General features: G+C 60.0%; 18 protein-coding genes. 7 read left to right on the forward strand and 11 right to left on the reverse strand.

Translation table 11 applies throughout. The annotated features are described in order from the left end of the window. Positions 1 to 21 precede the first annotated feature (21 nt). The gene (locus tag PSEST_RS13600; RefSeq protein WP_015277553.1) at positions 22 to 906 is read right to left on the reverse strand and encodes an O-acetylserine/cysteine exporter; all 885 of its coding nucleotides are present in this window, start codon (positions 904 to 906) and stop codon (positions 22 to 24) included. 215 nt (positions 907 to 1,121) lie between these two features. On the opposite strand from PSEST_RS13600, the gene PSEST_RS13605 reads away from it, so the two are divergent. Both PSEST_RS13605 and PSEST_RS13610 read left to right on the forward strand, forming a co-directional pair. Then, positions 1,122 to 1,820 (forward strand): YebC/PmpR family DNA-binding transcriptional regulator, encoded by a 699-nt coding sequence (locus PSEST_RS13605; RefSeq protein WP_015277554.1) that lies wholly within the window; start codon positions 1,122 to 1,124, stop codon positions 1,818 to 1,820. Between the two features lie 91 nt (positions 1,821 to 1,911). Next, a complete protein-coding gene (locus PSEST_RS13610) occupies positions 1,912 to 2,256 on the forward strand; it encodes a YajD family HNH nuclease (protein ID WP_015277555.1) in 345 nt (114 codons plus the stop codon). A gap of 23 nt (positions 2,257 to 2,279) precedes the next feature. Here the strand turns inward: PSEST_RS13610 and PSEST_RS13615 are convergent, their stop codons facing one another. Continuing rightward, on the reverse strand, positions 2,280 to 2,711 hold the full coding sequence (locus PSEST_RS13615; RefSeq protein WP_015277556.1) for a universal stress protein: 432 nt from the start codon (positions 2,709 to 2,711) through the stop codon (positions 2,280 to 2,282). Positions 2,712 to 2,848: 137 nt separating this feature from the next. Between PSEST_RS13615 and PSEST_RS13620 the strand changes: the two genes are divergently transcribed. The 3 genes from PSEST_RS13620 to PSEST_RS13630 all read left to right on the forward strand — a co-directional run bounded on the left by PSEST_RS13620 (position 2,849) and on the right by PSEST_RS13630 (position 4,856). Then, complete coding sequence (locus PSEST_RS13620) at positions 2,849 to 3,289, forward strand: group II truncated hemoglobin (RefSeq protein ID WP_015277557.1); 441 nt, start codon at positions 2,849 to 2,851, stop codon at positions 3,287 to 3,289. A 223-nt stretch (positions 3,290 to 3,512) separates the two neighbouring features. Further along, positions 3,513 to 4,061 (forward strand): non-canonical purine NTP pyrophosphatase, encoded by a 549-nt coding sequence (locus PSEST_RS13625; RefSeq protein WP_015277558.1) that lies wholly within the window; start codon positions 3,513 to 3,515, stop codon positions 4,059 to 4,061. A gap of 3 nt (positions 4,062 to 4,064) precedes the next feature. After that, positions 4,065 to 4,856: an SIR2 family protein gene (locus PSEST_RS13630; protein WP_015277559.1), complete on the forward strand. Its 792-nt coding sequence runs from the start codon at positions 4,065 to 4,067 to the stop codon at positions 4,854 to 4,856. An 84-nt stretch (positions 4,857 to 4,940) separates the two neighbouring features. On the opposite strand, the gene PSEST_RS13635 is transcribed toward PSEST_RS13630, so the two are convergent. Both PSEST_RS13635 and PSEST_RS13640 read right to left on the reverse strand, forming a co-directional pair. Further along, entirely contained in the window at positions 4,941 to 5,456 is a 516-nt protein-coding gene (locus PSEST_RS13635) for a hypothetical protein (RefSeq protein ID WP_015277560.1), read from the reverse strand. A gap of 257 nt (positions 5,457 to 5,713) precedes the next feature. Continuing rightward, on the reverse strand, positions 5,714 to 7,651 hold the full coding sequence (locus tag PSEST_RS13640) for a sodium:solute symporter family protein (protein ID WP_015277561.1): 1,938 nt from the start codon (positions 7,649 to 7,651) through the stop codon (positions 5,714 to 5,716). 156 nt (positions 7,652 to 7,807) lie between these two features. Between PSEST_RS13640 and PSEST_RS13645 the strand changes: the two genes are divergently transcribed. After that, entirely contained in the window at positions 7,808 to 8,728 is a 921-nt protein-coding gene (locus PSEST_RS13645; RefSeq protein ID WP_015277562.1) for a GNAT family N-acetyltransferase, read from the forward strand. Positions 8,729 to 9,341: 613 nt separating this feature from the next. Here the strand turns inward: PSEST_RS13645 and rpoS are convergent. The 7 genes from rpoS to ispF form a co-directional block, all read right to left on the reverse strand. Then, on the reverse strand, positions 9,342 to 10,337 hold the full coding sequence (rpoS, locus tag PSEST_RS13650; RefSeq protein ID WP_015277564.1) for an RNA polymerase sigma factor RpoS: 996 nt from the start codon (positions 10,335 to 10,337) through the stop codon (positions 9,342 to 9,344). A gap of 100 nt (positions 10,338 to 10,437) precedes the next feature. Continuing rightward, positions 10,438 to 11,253 (reverse strand): peptidoglycan DD-metalloendopeptidase family protein, encoded by an 816-nt coding sequence (locus PSEST_RS13655; RefSeq protein WP_041756689.1) that lies wholly within the window; start codon positions 11,251 to 11,253, stop codon positions 10,438 to 10,440. Positions 11,254 to 11,320: 67 nt separating this feature from the next. After that, positions 11,321 to 12,256, reverse strand: a complete 936-nt coding sequence (locus PSEST_RS13660; RefSeq protein WP_015277566.1) for a DUF368 domain-containing protein — start codon at positions 12,254 to 12,256, stop codon at positions 11,321 to 11,323. Between the two features lie 19 nt (positions 12,257 to 12,275). Beyond that, positions 12,276 to 12,911 carry a protein-L-isoaspartate(D-aspartate) O-methyltransferase gene (locus PSEST_RS13665; RefSeq protein WP_041756691.1) on the reverse strand — a complete coding sequence of 212 codons (636 nt, stop codon included), beginning with the start codon at positions 12,909 to 12,911 and terminating at the stop codon, positions 12,276 to 12,278. A gap of 38 nt (positions 12,912 to 12,949) precedes the next feature. Beyond that, on the reverse strand, positions 12,950 to 13,699 hold the full coding sequence (surE, locus tag PSEST_RS13670; RefSeq protein WP_015277568.1) for a 5'/3'-nucleotidase SurE: 750 nt from the start codon (positions 13,697 to 13,699) through the stop codon (positions 12,950 to 12,952). Then, the gene (gene truD, locus PSEST_RS13675; protein WP_015277569.1) at positions 13,699 to 14,739 is read right to left on the reverse strand and encodes a tRNA pseudouridine(13) synthase TruD; all 1,041 of its coding nucleotides are present in this window, start codon (positions 14,737 to 14,739) and stop codon (positions 13,699 to 13,701) included. Before truD ends, surE begins: the two co-directional genes overlap by 1 nt. Beyond that, on the reverse strand, positions 14,736 to 15,209 hold the full coding sequence (gene ispF, locus PSEST_RS13680; protein ID WP_015277570.1) for a 2-C-methyl-D-erythritol 2,4-cyclodiphosphate synthase: 474 nt from the start codon (positions 15,207 to 15,209) through the stop codon (positions 14,736 to 14,738). The genes truD and ispF overlap by 4 nt, the downstream gene beginning before the upstream one ends. Positions 15,210 to 15,393: 184 nt before the next feature. Between ispF and PSEST_RS13685 the strand changes: the two genes are divergently transcribed. Next, on the forward strand, positions 15,394 to 15,696 hold the full coding sequence (locus PSEST_RS13685) for an ArsR/SmtB family transcription factor (protein WP_015277571.1): 303 nt from the start codon (positions 15,394 to 15,396) through the stop codon (positions 15,694 to 15,696). The last annotated feature ends 30 nt before the right edge of the window (positions 15,697 to 15,726 follow it).

The following is a 15,726-nucleotide window of genomic DNA, read 5'->3' on the forward strand; positions in this document are numbered from 1 at the left end:
CCCGGTCTGATACCGGGCGTTTCAGGCCCTGGCAAGGCGCAGTCGACCGAATAGCCAGCCGCCGCAGACATTCACCGCCAGCCCTATCATCACCAGCAGCGCCCCACCCAACTGCAACGCCCCCAATCGCTCCCCCAGCAGCAGACTGGCCGAGGTCAGCCCGACCACCGGCACCAGCAGCGAGAATGGCGCCACCTGATTCGCCGGATAGCGCGACAACAGGCGACTCCACAGGCTATAGCCAAGAATGGTCGCACCGAAGGCCAGGTACACGAGCACCAGGATTGTCTGCCAGCCGATGCCGCGTAATGCGGTTTCGATCACCTGCGGCCCTTCGAGCCATAGCGACAGCGCCAGAAATGGCAATGGCGGTACCAGACTGCCCCAGACCACCAGCCCGACCAGATTAACCTTGCCGACCTTGCGCGTGACGATATTGCCCAGCGCCCACATGGACGCCGCACAGATCGTCAGCACGAACCCGCTGAGGGTCATGCCCAGCCCGCTCTGCGCGCCGATCAGCGCCAAGCCACAGGCCGCTATGAGCAGGCCCAGCAGATTGGCTGCGCGTATCCGCTCGCCGAGAAACATTGCTGCGAAGAACAGCGTGAAAAACGCCTGCGACTGCAGCACCAGCGAGGCCAGCCCGGCCGGCATGCCGTGCTTCATGGCGGTGAACAAAAAGGCGAACTGCCCGAGGGAGATGGTCAGCCCGTACGCCAGCATCCAGCGCAACGGCACCTGCGGACGCTTGATGAAGAACACCGCCGGCACCGCCGCCAGCATGAAACGCAGCGCGCCAAGCAGCATCGGCGGCACATCATGCAGGCCGATCATGATGACCACGAAGTTCATGCCCCAGACGATGATGACAACCAGCGCAAGCAGCAGGTCCCGAGGCGACATGGCGACGCACCTTGTTACGGAAATGTCCATTAGAGCTGCGACCGCCAGCGAGCAGTCCATACAGTCGCAACCCAATTGAGCGGCACAGTGGCCATCGCACCGTCGATCGGAGCGTAACGCGCCCTGCAGCCGGGCTTGCCCACCACCGGCGACGAAACCCGTGCGGACGCTATAGAATCCGCGCCTGGTTTCATTACATTTCGACGGGGACGAGCATGGGCGCACAGTGGAAAGCGAAGCATAAGGAAGCGGCGGCGAACGCCAAGGGCAGGATCTTCGGCAAGCTGTCGAAGGAAATCATGATCGCAGCCCGCAGCGGTGCCGACCCCGATATGAATCCGCGCCTGCGCCTGGTCGTCGAGCAAGCCAAGAAGGCCTCGATGCCCAAGGACACCCTTGAGCGCGCCATCAAGAAAGGTGCCGGTCTCAGCGGTGAAGTGGTTCATTACGAGCGCACCCTCTACGAAGGCTTCGCTCCGCATCAGGTGCCGCTGATCGTCGAATGTCTGACCGACAACGTGAACCGTACCGTCGCCGAGATCCGCGTGCTGTTCCGCAAGGGCCAGCTGGGCTCATCCGGCTCGGTGAGCTGGGACTTCGACCATGTCGGCATGATCGAGGCGGCTCCTCAAGGCGACGCCGACGCAGAAATGGCCGCCATCGAGGCCGGCGCCCAGGATTTCGAAGCAGCGGACGAAGGCGCCACCCTGTTCATCACCGAACCGACCGATCTCGACGCCGTCTGCAAAGCCCTGCCGGAGTTCGGCTTTACGGTGCAGTCCGCACAACTGGGTTATCGCCCGAAGAACCCGGTCAGCCTGTCCGGTGCGGAACTCGAAGAGGTCGAAGCATTCCTCGAGGCCATCGATGCCCACGACGACGTGCAGAACGTCTATGTCGGCTTGGCTGGCTGACCGCGATCGGCTTAACTGAGGCCGTTCCTGCCCCACTCCTGGTGACGGACACACGGCCTTTGAAGAACAAGTAGTCCGGCGAGGATTGACGATGAGTACCAGCAAGCCCACCACGCCCTACAGCCAGCGCGAGCAGGGCTACCGGGAAAAAGCACTGAAGATGTACCCGTGGGTCTGCGGGCGTTGCGCCCGGGAGTTTTCCGGCAAGCGCCTGAGTGAATTGACGGTCCATCACAAGGACCACAATCACGACAACAACCCAGAGGATGGCTCGAACTGGGAGCTGCTCTGTCTGTACTGCCACGACAACGAGCACTCCCGTTACACGGACAACCAGTACCAGGCCGAAGCCCGCCCCGGCAGCGATCTTGGTCCGAAGGAAACCTTCAAGGCCTTCGCCAACCTGGCCGACCTGCTCAAGGGCAAACAGGGCTGATCGGCCAGAGCTGGCGTTTCAGCTCATTTGACCAGCAGAACCGGGACCGATACCTCGTGGATCACCCGGTTCGCCACCGACCCCAGCACCAGCCCGGTGAAGCTGCCCAGGCCGCGGGTACCCATCACCACCGTGTCGCAACCCAGCCGCTTGACTGCATCGGCGACCTGTTCGGCGACGTTGCCCATGAGCGCATGAGTCTCACAAGTCAGGCCCGCCGCCTGCAGCACGGCAGCCGCCTCGTCGAGAACGGTACGAGCCTTGGCAATCAGGCTGTTGTTCAATTCGTCGTACATGGCCGCAGTGAAATATTCGCCATAGATGACCGGCTCGTGCTGGACATTGACGACGTCCACCTGCAGCGACATTCCGGTATCCCGCGCCAGGTCGACGACATACTGCAAGGCGCGCTTGGCGTTGTCCGAACCATCATATGCAACCAGAAGCCTGCGCATGTTGCTGTCTCCGCTGTTGTGTGGATTTTCAGCTTAGACCAGCTGCCGCTGCGCTGTCGGCACTGCTTGCACTTGTCTTGATCTGGCGCAACCGCGCATCATCGCGCGCCTCTTTCAACAAGCCAGGGATAAGCCTGATGACCTCCGCTCAAGAACCCGCGTTTGGCGTCGGCGACGCTTCATTCCAGGCTGCCGGCGGCGAGCCCGGACTGCAACGGCTGGTCGCCGACTTCTATCAGGTGATGGAAGAATCGCCCCAGGCGACAAGGGTACGCGCCATGTATCCGGATGACCTGGGCGAAGCGCAAGATCGTCTCGCGAGTTTCCTCAGCGGCTGGCTGGGCGGCCCGAAGCGCTACGCGGAAAAGTACGGTGGCATCAGCATTCCGCAGTTCCACACCCGCTGGCAGGTCGGCGAAGCCGAGCGGGATGCATGGCTGTTCTGCATGGAGCAGGCGATTGCCCGCCAGCCCTACACAGAGGCATTCGCCGAATACCTGTTGCGCCAGTTGCGCGTCCCCGCCGAGCGTATCCGTCAGGTGCAAGCACCCTGCCCGGCTCGTCCAGGCCGCAACTGAGCGGTATCGTGCGGGCTGACACCATCGCTTATCGGGCCTCACGCCAGCCCCAGCCCCTTCGATAGATCATGTCCGTTGCGCCGAACCGCGGCGCAGACATGCGCTGGCTCGTTCCAGTCATCCGCTCAAAGGCGAACCGAGCCACCCGCCTCGCGTCATACAGACATGGCGGCCGTTGCCGCGGTAGCACCAGCCCGCCGTTCAACCGGAGTTGGTTAGTCTTATGAAAATCCGCTTTGCGTCCATCAACCAGCAGAAGATCCGCGAGGTCTGCGAGATCCTCGAGCCGAGCGGGATCGAGGTGAAACCCTTCCCGATCCGTATCGAGGAGCTGCGCACCGAGGACCTGCAGCAACTGGTGAGCGATAAGCTCCTGACGGCATTCAAACTGATCGGCAAGCCGGTCTTCGTCGAGCATACCGGGCTGTTCGTCAACAGCCTCAACGGCTTTCCCGGTGGCCTGACGCAGATATTCTGGGATCGCCTGCAAGCCAAGCGATTCTCCGAACTGATCGGGCGACTCGACGACCCCGCGGCAGAAGCACGAACCCTGATCGGCTATTGCGACGGTCGCAAGCGGCACTTCTTCGAGGGCATCGTTGCTGGGCGTATTTCATCGTCCCCGGCAGGTCACGGTGGTTTCGAATGGGACGACGTATTCATCCCCGATGGGCAGAACGAGACGTTCGCGCAGCTGGGCAAGCAGAAGAACGGATTGTCCATGCGCCGGCGCGCACTGGATGCCTTCGTCACCTTTCTGCGGGAGTCCTAAGGCATGGACCAGCTCCGCGATGCGTACCGCAACAATCGCCTGATTCTGTTCGTCGGCTCAGGCGTTTCCGCCAACATCGGCCTCCCACCCTGGAAGGACCTGATCGACGAAATTGCCGTGCAGCTCGATTACGACCCCGAGGTGTTCAATACCTATGGCAATTTCCTTGCGCTGGCGGAGTATTACCGGATCAAGAAAGGCAGCATCGGCCCACTGCGCAGCTGGATGGACCGCGAATGGCACCGCAACATCGAGATACGGGATTCGGAAATCCATCGACTGATCGTCCAGGGGCGCTTTCCCGCGATCTACACCACCAACTATGACCGATGGCTCGAATATGCTCATGAAGCGCATGCGGTCGATTATGTGAAGATCGCCAATGCCAGCGACCTGACCAAGGCGCGCGACGGGGTCAGGCAGATCGTGAAGTTTCATGGCGACTTTGATGATGACGCCTCGATCGTGCTCGACGAAACCAGCTATTACCAGCGCCTGCAATTCGAGACTCCGCTGGATATCAAGTTGCGTGCTGACACGCTAAGCAAGGCCGTTCTGTTTATTGGTTACAGCCTTTCGGATACCAATATCCGTTTGCTCTTCCACAAGCTGTCGAAAATATGGAACGAGCATGAAGCGCTGGGTGTAAGGCCGATTTCCTATGTGTTCTCACACAAACCCAACCCGGTACAGGAAGAAGTCTTACGACAATGGGGGATTCGCATGATTGCATCCGAAGACGACGAACCCGGCGTTGCTCTGAAGAACTTTCTTCAGCAACTGGTCGAGGGCTGAGCCATCGACTGCTAACAAGCGAAACGCCAGTTACGGTAGTTCTGAACTTGCGCGATGCCACAACGGGCATCGCGCATGCTTCGATCAGTAATTGAAACCAATACCGATGCTGTAGAGGAACACACCGTCATCATAACGATCCTGCGCATCACTGCCGCTCTTGAACAGGAACTGATATTCCGCCATCGCGGTAATGAAAGTCTTGTCCTGAACCCAATATTTAAAGCCGATTTCCGGCCCCGCCATGAAGGTTTCGTCTACGCGGTCGCCGTAGACCCCGCCGATGCTCGCGCCAATGAAAGGCCGCGCCTTGCCGGTACCGAAGTGGTAGTCGTAGAAGACCCTGGTTGACCCGTCGAACTTGACGCTTTCGCCCTCGGTATCACGGGCATTGACGGTTTGTCGAACACCCCATAATGAAGACTCACTCAGATACTGACCCCAACTTCCCTGAACGGAGAAGATGGTATCGTCGAAGTCTTTATCACTGCTGCCCGCGCCACCCAGGGTAATTTCCTTGTCACCCGTCATTGGAGCCGCTCCGGCAATAGCCGGGAGCATCGCAGCGATCATCAATGTAGTTTTGAAGAGTCGGTTCATGACGGCACCTCTATTTATGCTTGTCGGTATACGCAATAACAATGCGTAGTCCTGAGACAAGCATGTAAAAGCAATGGCTGCCCAAAGAATTCGACGAATGACCCATATTTCATGAAAAACAGGAGAAAAATGTTCTAATGCGATGATTCTTATCAATTTATGTATACATACAATATCGCCATGACATCATGTATCGCCACCTTTAGATATCGAATCGCCATCATCGAATATTGACTGAAAAATTTCCAACCTCCATATCAGCCAGCGACATCTGCGTGTTTCAATTGCAACTCAGGCACATCTTCTTCGCGCGAATCATCGAAGTAACGACTGAATGCCAAGTACATCCAGACAGGCATCAAGGCCAAACCAACCGCAATGCATATCCACGCCAGAAGTGCACTGCCGCCCGGTTGCGGGAATAACAGCCGCCCTACACCAATCAATAGCGTAAATACGGACAAGGCAGTCACTACAACTGCAAACAGACGTGCACCCAGAGCCTTGATCGAGTCACGACGGGTTACGCCGCAGCGTGTAGCAGTTTTTCCCCAGAAGCCGAACGGGCGGACCCTGCGGTAGAAGCGGTCGAGGGTTTGCTGATCAGTCGGTGGCGTGACGTAGCTGACCAGGATCGCGGCGCTACAGGTCACCAGTGACATGATGCCCAGGCGAATCCACTCCCTTTCCGGATCGGTGCCGAGGAAGTAGAGCAGCAGCGGTGCCGTGATCAGGGACGTGACCATTGCGGTGAGCTCGGAGTACAGGTTGATGCGCTCCCACAACCAGCGCAGCACCAGCACCGAGCCCATGCCCGCGCCGAATAGCAGTGAGATGAACCATGCCGTCTGGATCGAACCGAGGTTCGCCATGATGACCATCGCGATCAGCAGGATGAGCACGTTGGACAAACGGGCAACAAGCACCAGCTCCTTGTCCTTCGGCTTGCGCTTGAGCAATTTTGGCGCGACGACACCACCGTACACATCATTGCTCCAGTAGGAAGCGCCCCAGTTCAGGTGTGTATCGACCGTTGACGCCAACGCGGCCAACAGGCCCACCAGCATCAGCCCGCGGAAGCCCGGCGGTAGCAGTTCATCGATGCCGGTGACGAACAGCGCCTCGCGGGCAGCGGTGAAGCCCTCCCCGTTCATTTCTTCAGGGCTGAACGGATAGAGCACCAGCAAGCCGATGGCGATGGCCAGCCAGAACAGACTGCGCAGGAAAATCTGCAGCCAGGTGAACACCAGGCCCGCAATACGCGCTTCGCGATCCGTCGGGCAGGCCATGCTGCGCTGCGCCAGGTAGCCGGTGCCATCGGAGTTCATCTGGAACAGCCACTGCAGGCCAACGATCACCAGGAACGGCATCAGCGCCTCGCCTGCGTTGCTGGGCGGCGCGAACGACAGCATCTTGGCCGCCTGCTCACTGCCGTAGAGCTCGACGATGCGGTCCGTCAGCCCGCCAAGCCCCCCCGCTGCATCGACTACGAACCAGGCGTATGCCAGCGTACCGAGCATAGCCACACTGAATTGCATCACGTCGGTCTGCACCACCGCACGCAAGCCGCCGGTGATGGAATACATCGCGGTGAAGGCGAGGATCAGCAGAATCGAAATCAGATTGTTGGTGCTGGTCGTCAGTTGATCGAGCCCGCTGATGCTCTCACCCAAGCGGATCCCGCTGGATTCGACCGCTCCCGTGATCACCGCGTAGATCCCGCCCGGCAGCCACTCGTGCCAGGGCAGGAACACTTCGGCGATGCGAATGGCCGCCACCAGCACCATCGCCAGCACGACGCAGTTGATTACCGTGCCGTAGTAGATGGCCTTGAACAATCGCAGAGGGACGACGGCAGGCCCGCTGTAACGCACGCGCGTGAGCTCCGCATCGGTGAGCACCCCGGCGCGACGCCAACCCGAAGCGAATACCCAGGCCAGCAGCAGAAACGCCAGACCGTAGATCCACAACCGCCAGAGCGCAAAAACCCCGGCAGTCGCAACGAGACCGCTGACCAGCAACGGCGTGTCGGCGGCGAACTGCGTGGCAGACATCGAAACGCCAGCACGCCAGCCCTTGATGGTGCGTCCGGCTAGAAAGTATTCGTCGAGGCTTTGTGATGCCTTGGTGCGCGCACGCATCCCTGCCGAGAGGCCGTAAACGATGAATGCAAGCACGATCAGTAGATCCAACATCTTGTTATTCCTGTCGTTGGAAGCGCTACAGGGTGAGAGCGCCCAGACGGAGGAAAAGATGCAATGAGCGGATGAACGGCATTACTCATGCAGCGAAGGTTCGTCCACCGGGGTACAAGCGCTAGACTGGCGCCTTCGAAAACAGCCGGGATGGCCATGTCCGCACTTGCCTATTCGCAGCTTCCGCACCACCTGCAGCCTTTGCTGGCGAAGTTCTATCGTGCCCACAACAGCCGAAACCGCATACGCACCGAAGCCGTATGTTGGGTAGCAAAGCGTGGCGATATCGTCGGAGGACTGTGCCTTACACCTGTGGAAGAGGGGCAGTTCCTGACGGGTCTGCTAGTGACCCCGACGGAGCGAAACCGCGGAATTGGTGCGCAACTGGTGCGCAACGCAGTGGCGTCCAGCGCAGGACCGGTCTGGCTATTCTGCAAACCGGAGCTTGTCGATTTCTATTCACGTCTTGGATTTTCGGTTGCGAATCGACTGCCAGCAGCCCTTGCAGACCGGCTTACGCGTTATAGACGCAGCAAAACGCTGGTCGCGTTGCAGAACGACCGAAGGATGATGTCAGTGCCCAACGCCACCCTGAAAATCGCCATCGCATGCCTGCTGGACGAGTGCGGCCGCATCCTGGTGGTACGTAAACGCGGGACGCGCTTCTTCATGCTCCCAGGCGGCAAGGCCGAGATTGGCGAAACACCGCTGCAAACCCTCCGACGCGAGCTGCAAGAGGAACTGGATCTGCCGCTCGAAGACAATGATTTCGATCCATTGGGCCACTTTCAGGCGCCAGCCGCCAACGAACCGGATCATCAGGTGGAAGCTGATGTATTCATCGCACGGCTGCCTCGCGCGGTGACCGTGCACGCCGAGCTGGAGGAGATGGGTTGGTTGGAAGCAGCGCCGTGCGAGCGGGACGACATCGCGCCACTATTGCGCAGCCATGTCATGCCAGCCCTCCTGGCACGCATGGCACAGGCCGAAAGCGTGGCCTGCTGCGCTGAGCCATCCGATCAAGGCGAAATAGGATCGCTCGCCGGAAAGGTCTCTTCGATTGCCTCATCAAGCTGATCTTCATCAGCCTCATCCGGCCGCCGGGCCACGTCGTCGCGCTCTTCGGGTGACGGGTCGTTATGCTGGTTGCCATTCATTTTCGCTCTCCGCTGATGGACTCCATTCCTTAGGCCGTACCCCGGCCACTCGGTTCAGCGAGACTTTTTTACAGGCAAAAAAAAAGGGGCGGGTTTGACCCCGCCCGCCTCCTTCCTTGTTCCCTATATCCCTTCTCATCTTCCTGGATGACACCGCTTCCTGCGATGGTCCCTGACCTTCGTCCTGAAGGCCGCGCTAATCCCTGAGCACGAGTGCGATATTAATGATTGGCCGATGACCAGCAAGCTGACGCTTATCCGCAGTGGAATGTACAGACTACCGCTCCCTGACCATAAATATTCGGTTTATCAGGTACTTAGAGCGAGAAAAAATCAGAGATCGTCGGCTGCTGCGACTAATTTGAGAGCTTTGCTTACAGCGCTTGTAAGTGAATGCTTACAAGCGAAGAAGCGGAAACGGAGAATCGGACAAAACGGATTAATCCAATGGATCGACCATTGGACGGGTAATGCGGGAGTTTGGCTGTGGAACTGAGATGTCGGGCGAGGCAGCGCCAAGCCCGACAGTAGTTCTATTGAAACAGCGCGTCACTCGACAGGCCGTTACGCTCCAGAATCTCGCGAAGACGTCGCAGCGCCTCGACCTGAATCTGGCGGACACGCTCACGGGTCAGGCCGATTTCCTGCCCTACCTCCTCGAGCGTCGAGGCTTCATGGCCGCGCAGCCCGAAGCGGCGGATCACCACTTCTCGCTGCTTCTCGGAAAGATCGGAAAGCCACTGATCGATGCTGTTAGACAGATCGTCGTCCAGCAGCAGCTCGCAGGGATCGGTCGGCCGATCGTCGGTCAGGGTATCGAGCAACGTCTTGTCAGTGTCCGGACCAAGCGAAACATCCACCGAAGTGACCCGCTCGTTGAGCCCCAGCATGCGCTTGACCTCACCAACCGGCTTCTCCAGCAGATTGGCAATCTCTTCCGGGCTGGGCTCGTGATCGAGCTTCTGGGTCAGCTCGCGCGCCGCACGCAGGTAGACATTCAGTTCCTTGACCACATGAATCGGCAACCGAATCGTGCGGGTCTGATTCATGATCGCCCGCTCGATGGTCTGCCGTATCCACCAGGTCGCATAGGTGGAGAAACGGAAGCCACGCTCGGGATCGAATTTCTCGACCGCGCGGATCAGACCGAGATTGCCCTCCTCGACCAGATCGAGCAACGACAGTCCACGGTTGACGTATCGCCGAGCGATCTTCACCACCAACCGCAGGTTGCTTTCGATCATGCGCTTGCGCCCCGCCGGATCGCCTTTTTGAGCGAGGCGCGCGAAGTGCACTTCTTCTTCAGGTGTCAGGAGGGGGGAGAAGCCGATTTCGTTGAGATACAACTGGGTTGCATCCAGGGCCCGGTTGTAATCGATGAACTTGTGCTGTTTGCTGGATGCAGCCTTGGGTCTGCCTGCTGTGGCAGCCCTGGTCACGTTGCTTTTCTGGTCGAGGTGGATGGGCGTTTCCATAAGCAGAACCGCATCGTCGACGTCAAACTCCAGCGCTTGGTCTTTAAGTGCCATTTTATTCTTGTCCTGTTCCGAGTTCGACAACAGGCCCAAGCGACGCGGGTCCCTGGCTACGCTCAAGCCCAACCTAGTGCTGGAACAGGCAGGCGACAGGTCAACGTCTTGGCAGATATTGCAGCGGGTCTACAGGTTTGCCCTGGCGGCGAATTTCGAAGTGCAGCTTCACCCGGTCGGTTCCCGTCGATCCCATCTCGGCAATACTTTGCCCAGCCTTGACTTGTTGGCCCTCCCGCACCAGCAGCCTGCGGTTGTGTCCGTAGGCGCTTACATAGGTATCGCTGTGCTTGATGATCACAAGTTCGCCGTAACCCCGTAATCCACTACCGGCGTACACAACAGTTCCATCAGAAGCAGCCAGGACAGGCTGTCCTAATTCCCCAGCGATATCAATTCCTTTATTCAAACTACCGTTTGACGAGAATCGACCGATGATTGCGCCGTTCGCCGGCCATGCCCAACCGCTTGCCGAACGGGCGACCGGCGTCACTTGAGTGCTCGCCGGCGGAGCAGCTGGAGGCTGGCTTGAAGGCGTGGTGATAGCGGGCTGGCGCGGTATCGGCGTGGCGACGACCACAGGACTCGATGGAGCAGGCGCCGGTGCAGGCTGCGGTGCTGGCCGTGGCGCAGCGGACGCAACACGCGACGAACCGCCATCGAAGCGGATCTTCTGTCCTGGATAGATGACATGTGGTGGCTGAATACCATTGACCCGCGCCAGCTCACGCCAGTCCCAACCAAAGCGGAAGGCGATGGACCAGAGGGTGTCACCTCGACGGACAATGTACTGGCCGCTGGTGACGCGGTCGCGCTGGTTGCGATCGACGACCTGCACACCTCCACCCTGGGGTGACGAGGCACAACCAACCAGCGTTCCGGTTATCACCAGAACGCCGAGCATCGAACGGACCATGGGGTCGCGAATCCACTGCGGTACTGCTGTGAGCCTCAATGCCCGCTCCCTTTCATAGACAAGTACGTCAGACGCCTTCGGTCATCGGCTGACGTCGACCAGCAAACCATTCAAGCCCTAGCACCAGCACGATACCGCCGAGGGCCAACAGCACTGCCGCCAGCAACTGCGGATCCTGACCGGTGAGATCAGCATAGGCGCCGGGCAACAGATTCTGCTGCAACACCGGAACATTCTCCCCGCTGGAGTTGGTACGCCAGGTCAGCGTCTCCTTCCACGGCCAGACCTTGTTCAGCGAGCCGAGCATCAAGCCGGTGAGAAACGCCAGGGTCAGGTCACGCCAACGCTTGAGCAACCAGCTGAGAAACTTGGCAAAGCTCAGAAGCCCAACCATGCATCCTGCGGCAAAGATCCCCATGACACCGATATCGAAGCTTCTCACCGCACCGAGCACCACCGGGTAGAGGCCCAGTAGCACGAGAATGAAGCTGCCCGAAATACCTGGCAGGATCATCGCGCAGATCGCGATGGCACCGGCGAAGAACAGGCTCAGGCTGCTGCTGCCCCACTGCACCGGCGCGGCAACGGTGATCCAGTAGGCGAAACCGATACCGAGGCAGAAACTCACCAGACGCGAGAGGTTACGCCGCTGGATTTCCTTACCCACGAGATGCACCGAAACTAGAATCAGACCGAAGAAGAATGACCACACTGGAATCGGGTGCTCTTCCAATAGAAAGGTGATCAATCGAGCGAGGCTGAGAATGCTGGTCAGCACACCAGCAAACAGAACCAGCAGGAAACTGGCGTTGGCGGTCTTCCAGGCTTCGCCGAGGCGCCCGCGCAGCAGCGGGCGAACGGCGTAAGGAACGGCACTGATCGAACGCAACAACTCGTCGTAGATACCGGTGATAAACGCCACCGTACCGCCCGAGACACCGGGCACCACATCCGCCGCGCCCATGGCCATGCCTTTGGCGTACAACAATAAAGCGTTTTTCATGCTTCCTTCCGCTGAATGATCAAATCACAGGTCCATTGAGCAGCGGCACGAAACGTACGGTATCCAGAAGATGGCGTGAAAAGCCGTTGTCCTCTCGAATGATCAGCATGAGTTGCTGGACCTCGCCGGCACCCACTGGAATCACCAGTCGCCCACCGGGCGCCAGCTGATCGAGCAAGGCCTGCGGCACATCGGCTGCCGCTGCGGTGACGATGATGCCGTTGTAAGGCGCCAGCGCAGGCCAGCCCTCCCAACCATCGCCCCAGCGAAAGACCACATTGCGCAGCTTGAGTTCGACCAGGCGCTCCTTGGCCCGATCCTGCAAGGCCTGAATGCGCTCGACCGAGAACACCCGCTCGACCAGTTGCGCCAGCACGGCAGTCTGGTAGCCCGAACCGGTCCCGATCTCCAGAACCTTGTCCAGCGGGCCGTCGGCCAGCAACAGCTCGCTCATGCGCGCAACCATGAACGGCTGGGAAATAGTCTGATTGTGGCCAATCGGCAGCGCCGTATCTTCATAGGCACGGTGCGCCAGTGCTTCATCGACGAACAGATGGCGCGGAGTACGACGGATCACCTCGAGGACCTGGGGGTTCGACAGCCCTTCCTCGTAGAGGCGCTGTATGAGGCGATCACGGGTACGCTGAGAGGTCATCCCTGAGCCATGCAGCAGGCTGTCTTGTCCGCGATTCCTCACAGCACACTCTCCAGCCAGCTTTCGAGACCGCCGAAGGCCTCATGGAAGGTTCGATCCAGCTGCAGTGGCGTGATCGATACGTAGCCCTGCATCACCGCATGGAAATCGGTACCCGGCCCGCCGTCTTCGACGTCACCGGCCACCGAGATCCAGTAGCCTTCCTTGCCGCGCGGGTTGGCTTGCTTGACCGGCGGCTTGGCGCGACTGCGATGCCCCAGACGAGTCAGGCGAATGCCGCGGATATGGTCGAGGGGCAGGTTTGGCACGTTGACGCTGAGCACCGTACGTGGCGGCAGCTCCAGCTGGTCGTGCTTTTCGACCAGCATGCGCGCGATATGAGCGGCAGTCGGCAGGTTTTCCGTCGAGCGTGATACCAGCGAGAAGGCGAAAGCCGGACGCCCGGTGAAACGTCCTTCAATGGCCGCAGCAACCGTACCGGAATAGAGCACATCGTCGCCGAGATTGGCGCCGAGATTGATGCCTGAGACCACCATATCAGGCGCTTCCTCGAGCAGGCCGTTGAGGCCGAGGTGCACGCAATCGGTGGGCGAGCCGTTCAGGCCAATGAAGCCGTTCGGCATGCTTACCGGGTGAAGCGGGCGGTCCAGGGTAAGCGCGCTGCTGGCGCCGCTCATGTCCTGAATCGGGGCTACCACCTTGCACTCGGCATAGTCCGCCAGCGCGTCATAAAGCGCGGCGAGCCCGGGTGCATACACCCCGTCGTCGTTGGCGATCAGAATACGCATCAGATGTCCGTCTGCCCTGCCAGGCTGACCAGCTCACGCACCACGGCGGTGGCGAAGCATCCGGTCGGCAGGACGAATTCCAGTTGCAGAATGTCAGGCTCGGGATAATGCCACGACAAACCGCCGATGGGGAGGCGAAGAATGCGCCGTTCGTGCTTCATTCCAGCTTGCGCCAACCAATTGACGAGCGCTGAGTCAGTTGCGGCGACAGCATTTTCGAGCGCCTGTATTTCGTCGCCCGCCGGCGAGCCGTCAATTCCCCATAACGGACCGGTTGGATGCAGGTCCAGGATGGCAAGGCGCGGGTCGTTGCATTCCGCCGCCCCAGCCGGGAAAAAGCTGCGGCTGTCGGTGAATGCCAGCAGATCGCCAACTCTTGCCTGGTTCCAGCTGCCATCGGCAACCCGCGCGGCGAGTACCTTATTGAACAGATAGCTACGCCCCGCTGAGAGCAGGCGCGAGCGCAGATTGCGTTGCACTGGCAGCTCACCTTTGGCGGCGTACTCGCGCGCACCGTGCAGATTGCCGCCGTCATAGCCGAAACGCTGCAGGCCGAAATAGTTCGGCACGCCGTTGACCTTGATCCGTTGCAGGCGCGCATCGAGCGCGGCGTGTTCACCCTGCAATGCCCTCAGGCGCAGGCGGAAGCCGTTGGCCGAGTGCGCGCCACGCTGCAGCTTGCGCTGATGCCGGGTGCGTTTGAGGATCGCCAGGCCGTCGCTCTCGGCGGCGGCCAGATCGGGGTCGGCCTTGCCCGGCAGATGCAGACTGAACCATTGCCGGGTCAGCGCTTGCCGGTCTTTCAACCCGGCATAGCTGATCATCTTCAACGGCACGCCGGCGGCGCGGGCGATGCGCTTGGCGGCTTCCTCGGTATTCAGATTGCGCTTTTCCACCCACAACCAGAGGTGCTCGCCCTCTCCCGACAGCGGAATGTCGAGCACTTCGTCTACCTGGAAATCCTCCGCGACCGCCTTCAGTACGGCACTGCCGCAAGGTTCGCCATGGGCACGCGGCCCGAGCAACTGGTCTTCGGTCATGGGCGGACCAGCAAGGCAACCGCGTGAACGGCGATTCCCTCCTCACGCCCGGTGAAGCCGAGCTTTTCGGTGGTGGTGGCCTTCACGTTGACCTGATCCAGTTCGACTTGCAGGTCCGCAGCGATCAGCGCACGCATATCATCGATATGCGGTGCCATCTTCGGCGCCTGGGCAATGATCGTGGCGTCGACGTTGCCGACCACGTAGCCCTTAGCCTGCACTTGGGCCAGCACATGGCGCAGCAGCATACGGCTGTCGGCACCCTTGAACTGCGGGTCGGTATCGGGGAAGTGCTTGCCGATATCGCCCAGCGCCGCGGCCCCCAACAGCGCGTCGCTCAGAGCGTGCAGCAGTACGTCACCGTCGGAATGCGCCAGCAGCCCGAACCTGTGTGGAATCCTCACGCCGCCAAGCGTGATGTGGTCGCCCTCGCCGAAGCGGTGCACGTCGTAACCGTGGCCGATACGCATAGATGGAACACCCTGGAAAATCTCGAGGCGGCGATTCTACAGGACACGGCCGCAGCCCGAGGGCTTCGCTAGTCCGCTCAACCATCGACATTGCCAATAACCACCATCAGTCAAATCGATCTTATATCGGAAGTTACCGATATATAGTTCGCCTCATTCCGATATACACAACCCAGGCCAACTCATGCCGGACGACTTCGACGACATCATCAAGGCCCTCGCCCACCCGTTGCGTCGCGACATTCTGCGCTGGCTCAAGGAGCCGCAGCGCTACTTCGCCGAGCAGCACCACTCGCTGGAGAACGGTGTATGTGCCGGGCAGATCGACCAGCGTGCCGGCCTGTCGCAGTCAACCGTATCGGCCCACCTGGCGACCTTGCAGAAAGCCGGGCTGGTTACCAGCCAGAAGGTCGGCCAGTGGCATTTCTTCAAGCGCAACGACGCGGTCATCCAGGCTTTCGTCGAGCGCATCGGCCAGGAACTCTGAGCCCCTTCTCGCACCATCAGTAAAGGAGCG

It is taken from the genome of Stutzerimonas stutzeri RCH2 (assembly GCF_000327065.1).
GTDB classification, from domain to species: Bacteria; Pseudomonadota; Gammaproteobacteria; order Pseudomonadales; family Pseudomonadaceae; genus Stutzerimonas; species Stutzerimonas stutzeri_AE.

Coding starts and splice junctions, on each gene's coding strand:
- PSEST_RS13600 (WP_015277553.1), bottom strand. CDS start 906: ATGTCGCCTCGGGACCTGCTGCTTGCGCTGGTTGTCATCATCGTCTGG.
- PSEST_RS13605 (WP_015277554.1), top strand. CDS start 1,122: ATGGGCGCACAGTGGAAAGCGAAGCATAAGGAAGCGGCGGCGAACGCC.
- PSEST_RS13610 (WP_015277555.1), top strand. CDS start 1,912: ATGAGTACCAGCAAGCCCACCACGCCCTACAGCCAGCGCGAGCAGGGC.
- PSEST_RS13615 (WP_015277556.1), bottom strand. CDS start 2,711: ATGCGCAGGCTTCTGGTTGCATATGATGGTTCGGACAACGCCAAGCGC.
- PSEST_RS13620 (WP_015277557.1), top strand. CDS start 2,849: ATGACCTCCGCTCAAGAACCCGCGTTTGGCGTCGGCGACGCTTCATTC.
- PSEST_RS13625 (WP_015277558.1), top strand. CDS start 3,513: ATGAAAATCCGCTTTGCGTCCATCAACCAGCAGAAGATCCGCGAGGTC.
- PSEST_RS13630 (WP_015277559.1), top strand. CDS start 4,065: ATGGACCAGCTCCGCGATGCGTACCGCAACAATCGCCTGATTCTGTTC.
- PSEST_RS13635 (WP_015277560.1), bottom strand. CDS start 5,456: ATGAACCGACTCTTCAAAACTACATTGATGATCGCTGCGATGCTCCCG.
- PSEST_RS13640 (WP_015277561.1), bottom strand. CDS start 7,651: ATGTTGGATCTACTGATCGTGCTTGCATTCATCGTTTACGGCCTCTCG.
- PSEST_RS13645 (WP_015277562.1), top strand. CDS start 7,808: ATGTCCGCACTTGCCTATTCGCAGCTTCCGCACCACCTGCAGCCTTTG.
- rpoS (WP_015277564.1), bottom strand. CDS start 10,337: ATGGCACTTAAAGACCAAGCGCTGGAGTTTGACGTCGACGATGCGGTT.
- PSEST_RS13655 (WP_041756689.1), bottom strand. CDS start 11,253: ATGGTCCGTTCGATGCTCGGCGTTCTGGTGATAACCGGAACGCTGGTT.
- PSEST_RS13660 (WP_015277566.1), bottom strand. CDS start 12,256: ATGAAAAACGCTTTATTGTTGTACGCCAAAGGCATGGCCATGGGCGCG.
- PSEST_RS13665 (WP_041756691.1), bottom strand. CDS start 12,911: ATGACCTCTCAGCGTACCCGTGATCGCCTCATACAGCGCCTCTACGAG.
- surE (WP_015277568.1), bottom strand. CDS start 13,699: ATGCGTATTCTGATCGCCAACGACGACGGGGTGTATGCACCCGGGCTC.
- truD (WP_015277569.1), bottom strand. CDS start 14,739: ATGACCGAAGACCAGTTGCTCGGGCCGCGTGCCCATGGCGAACCTTGC.
- ispF (WP_015277570.1), bottom strand. CDS start 15,209: ATGCGTATCGGCCACGGTTACGACGTGCACCGCTTCGGCGAGGGCGAC.
- PSEST_RS13685 (WP_015277571.1), top strand. CDS start 15,394: ATGCCGGACGACTTCGACGACATCATCAAGGCCCTCGCCCACCCGTTG.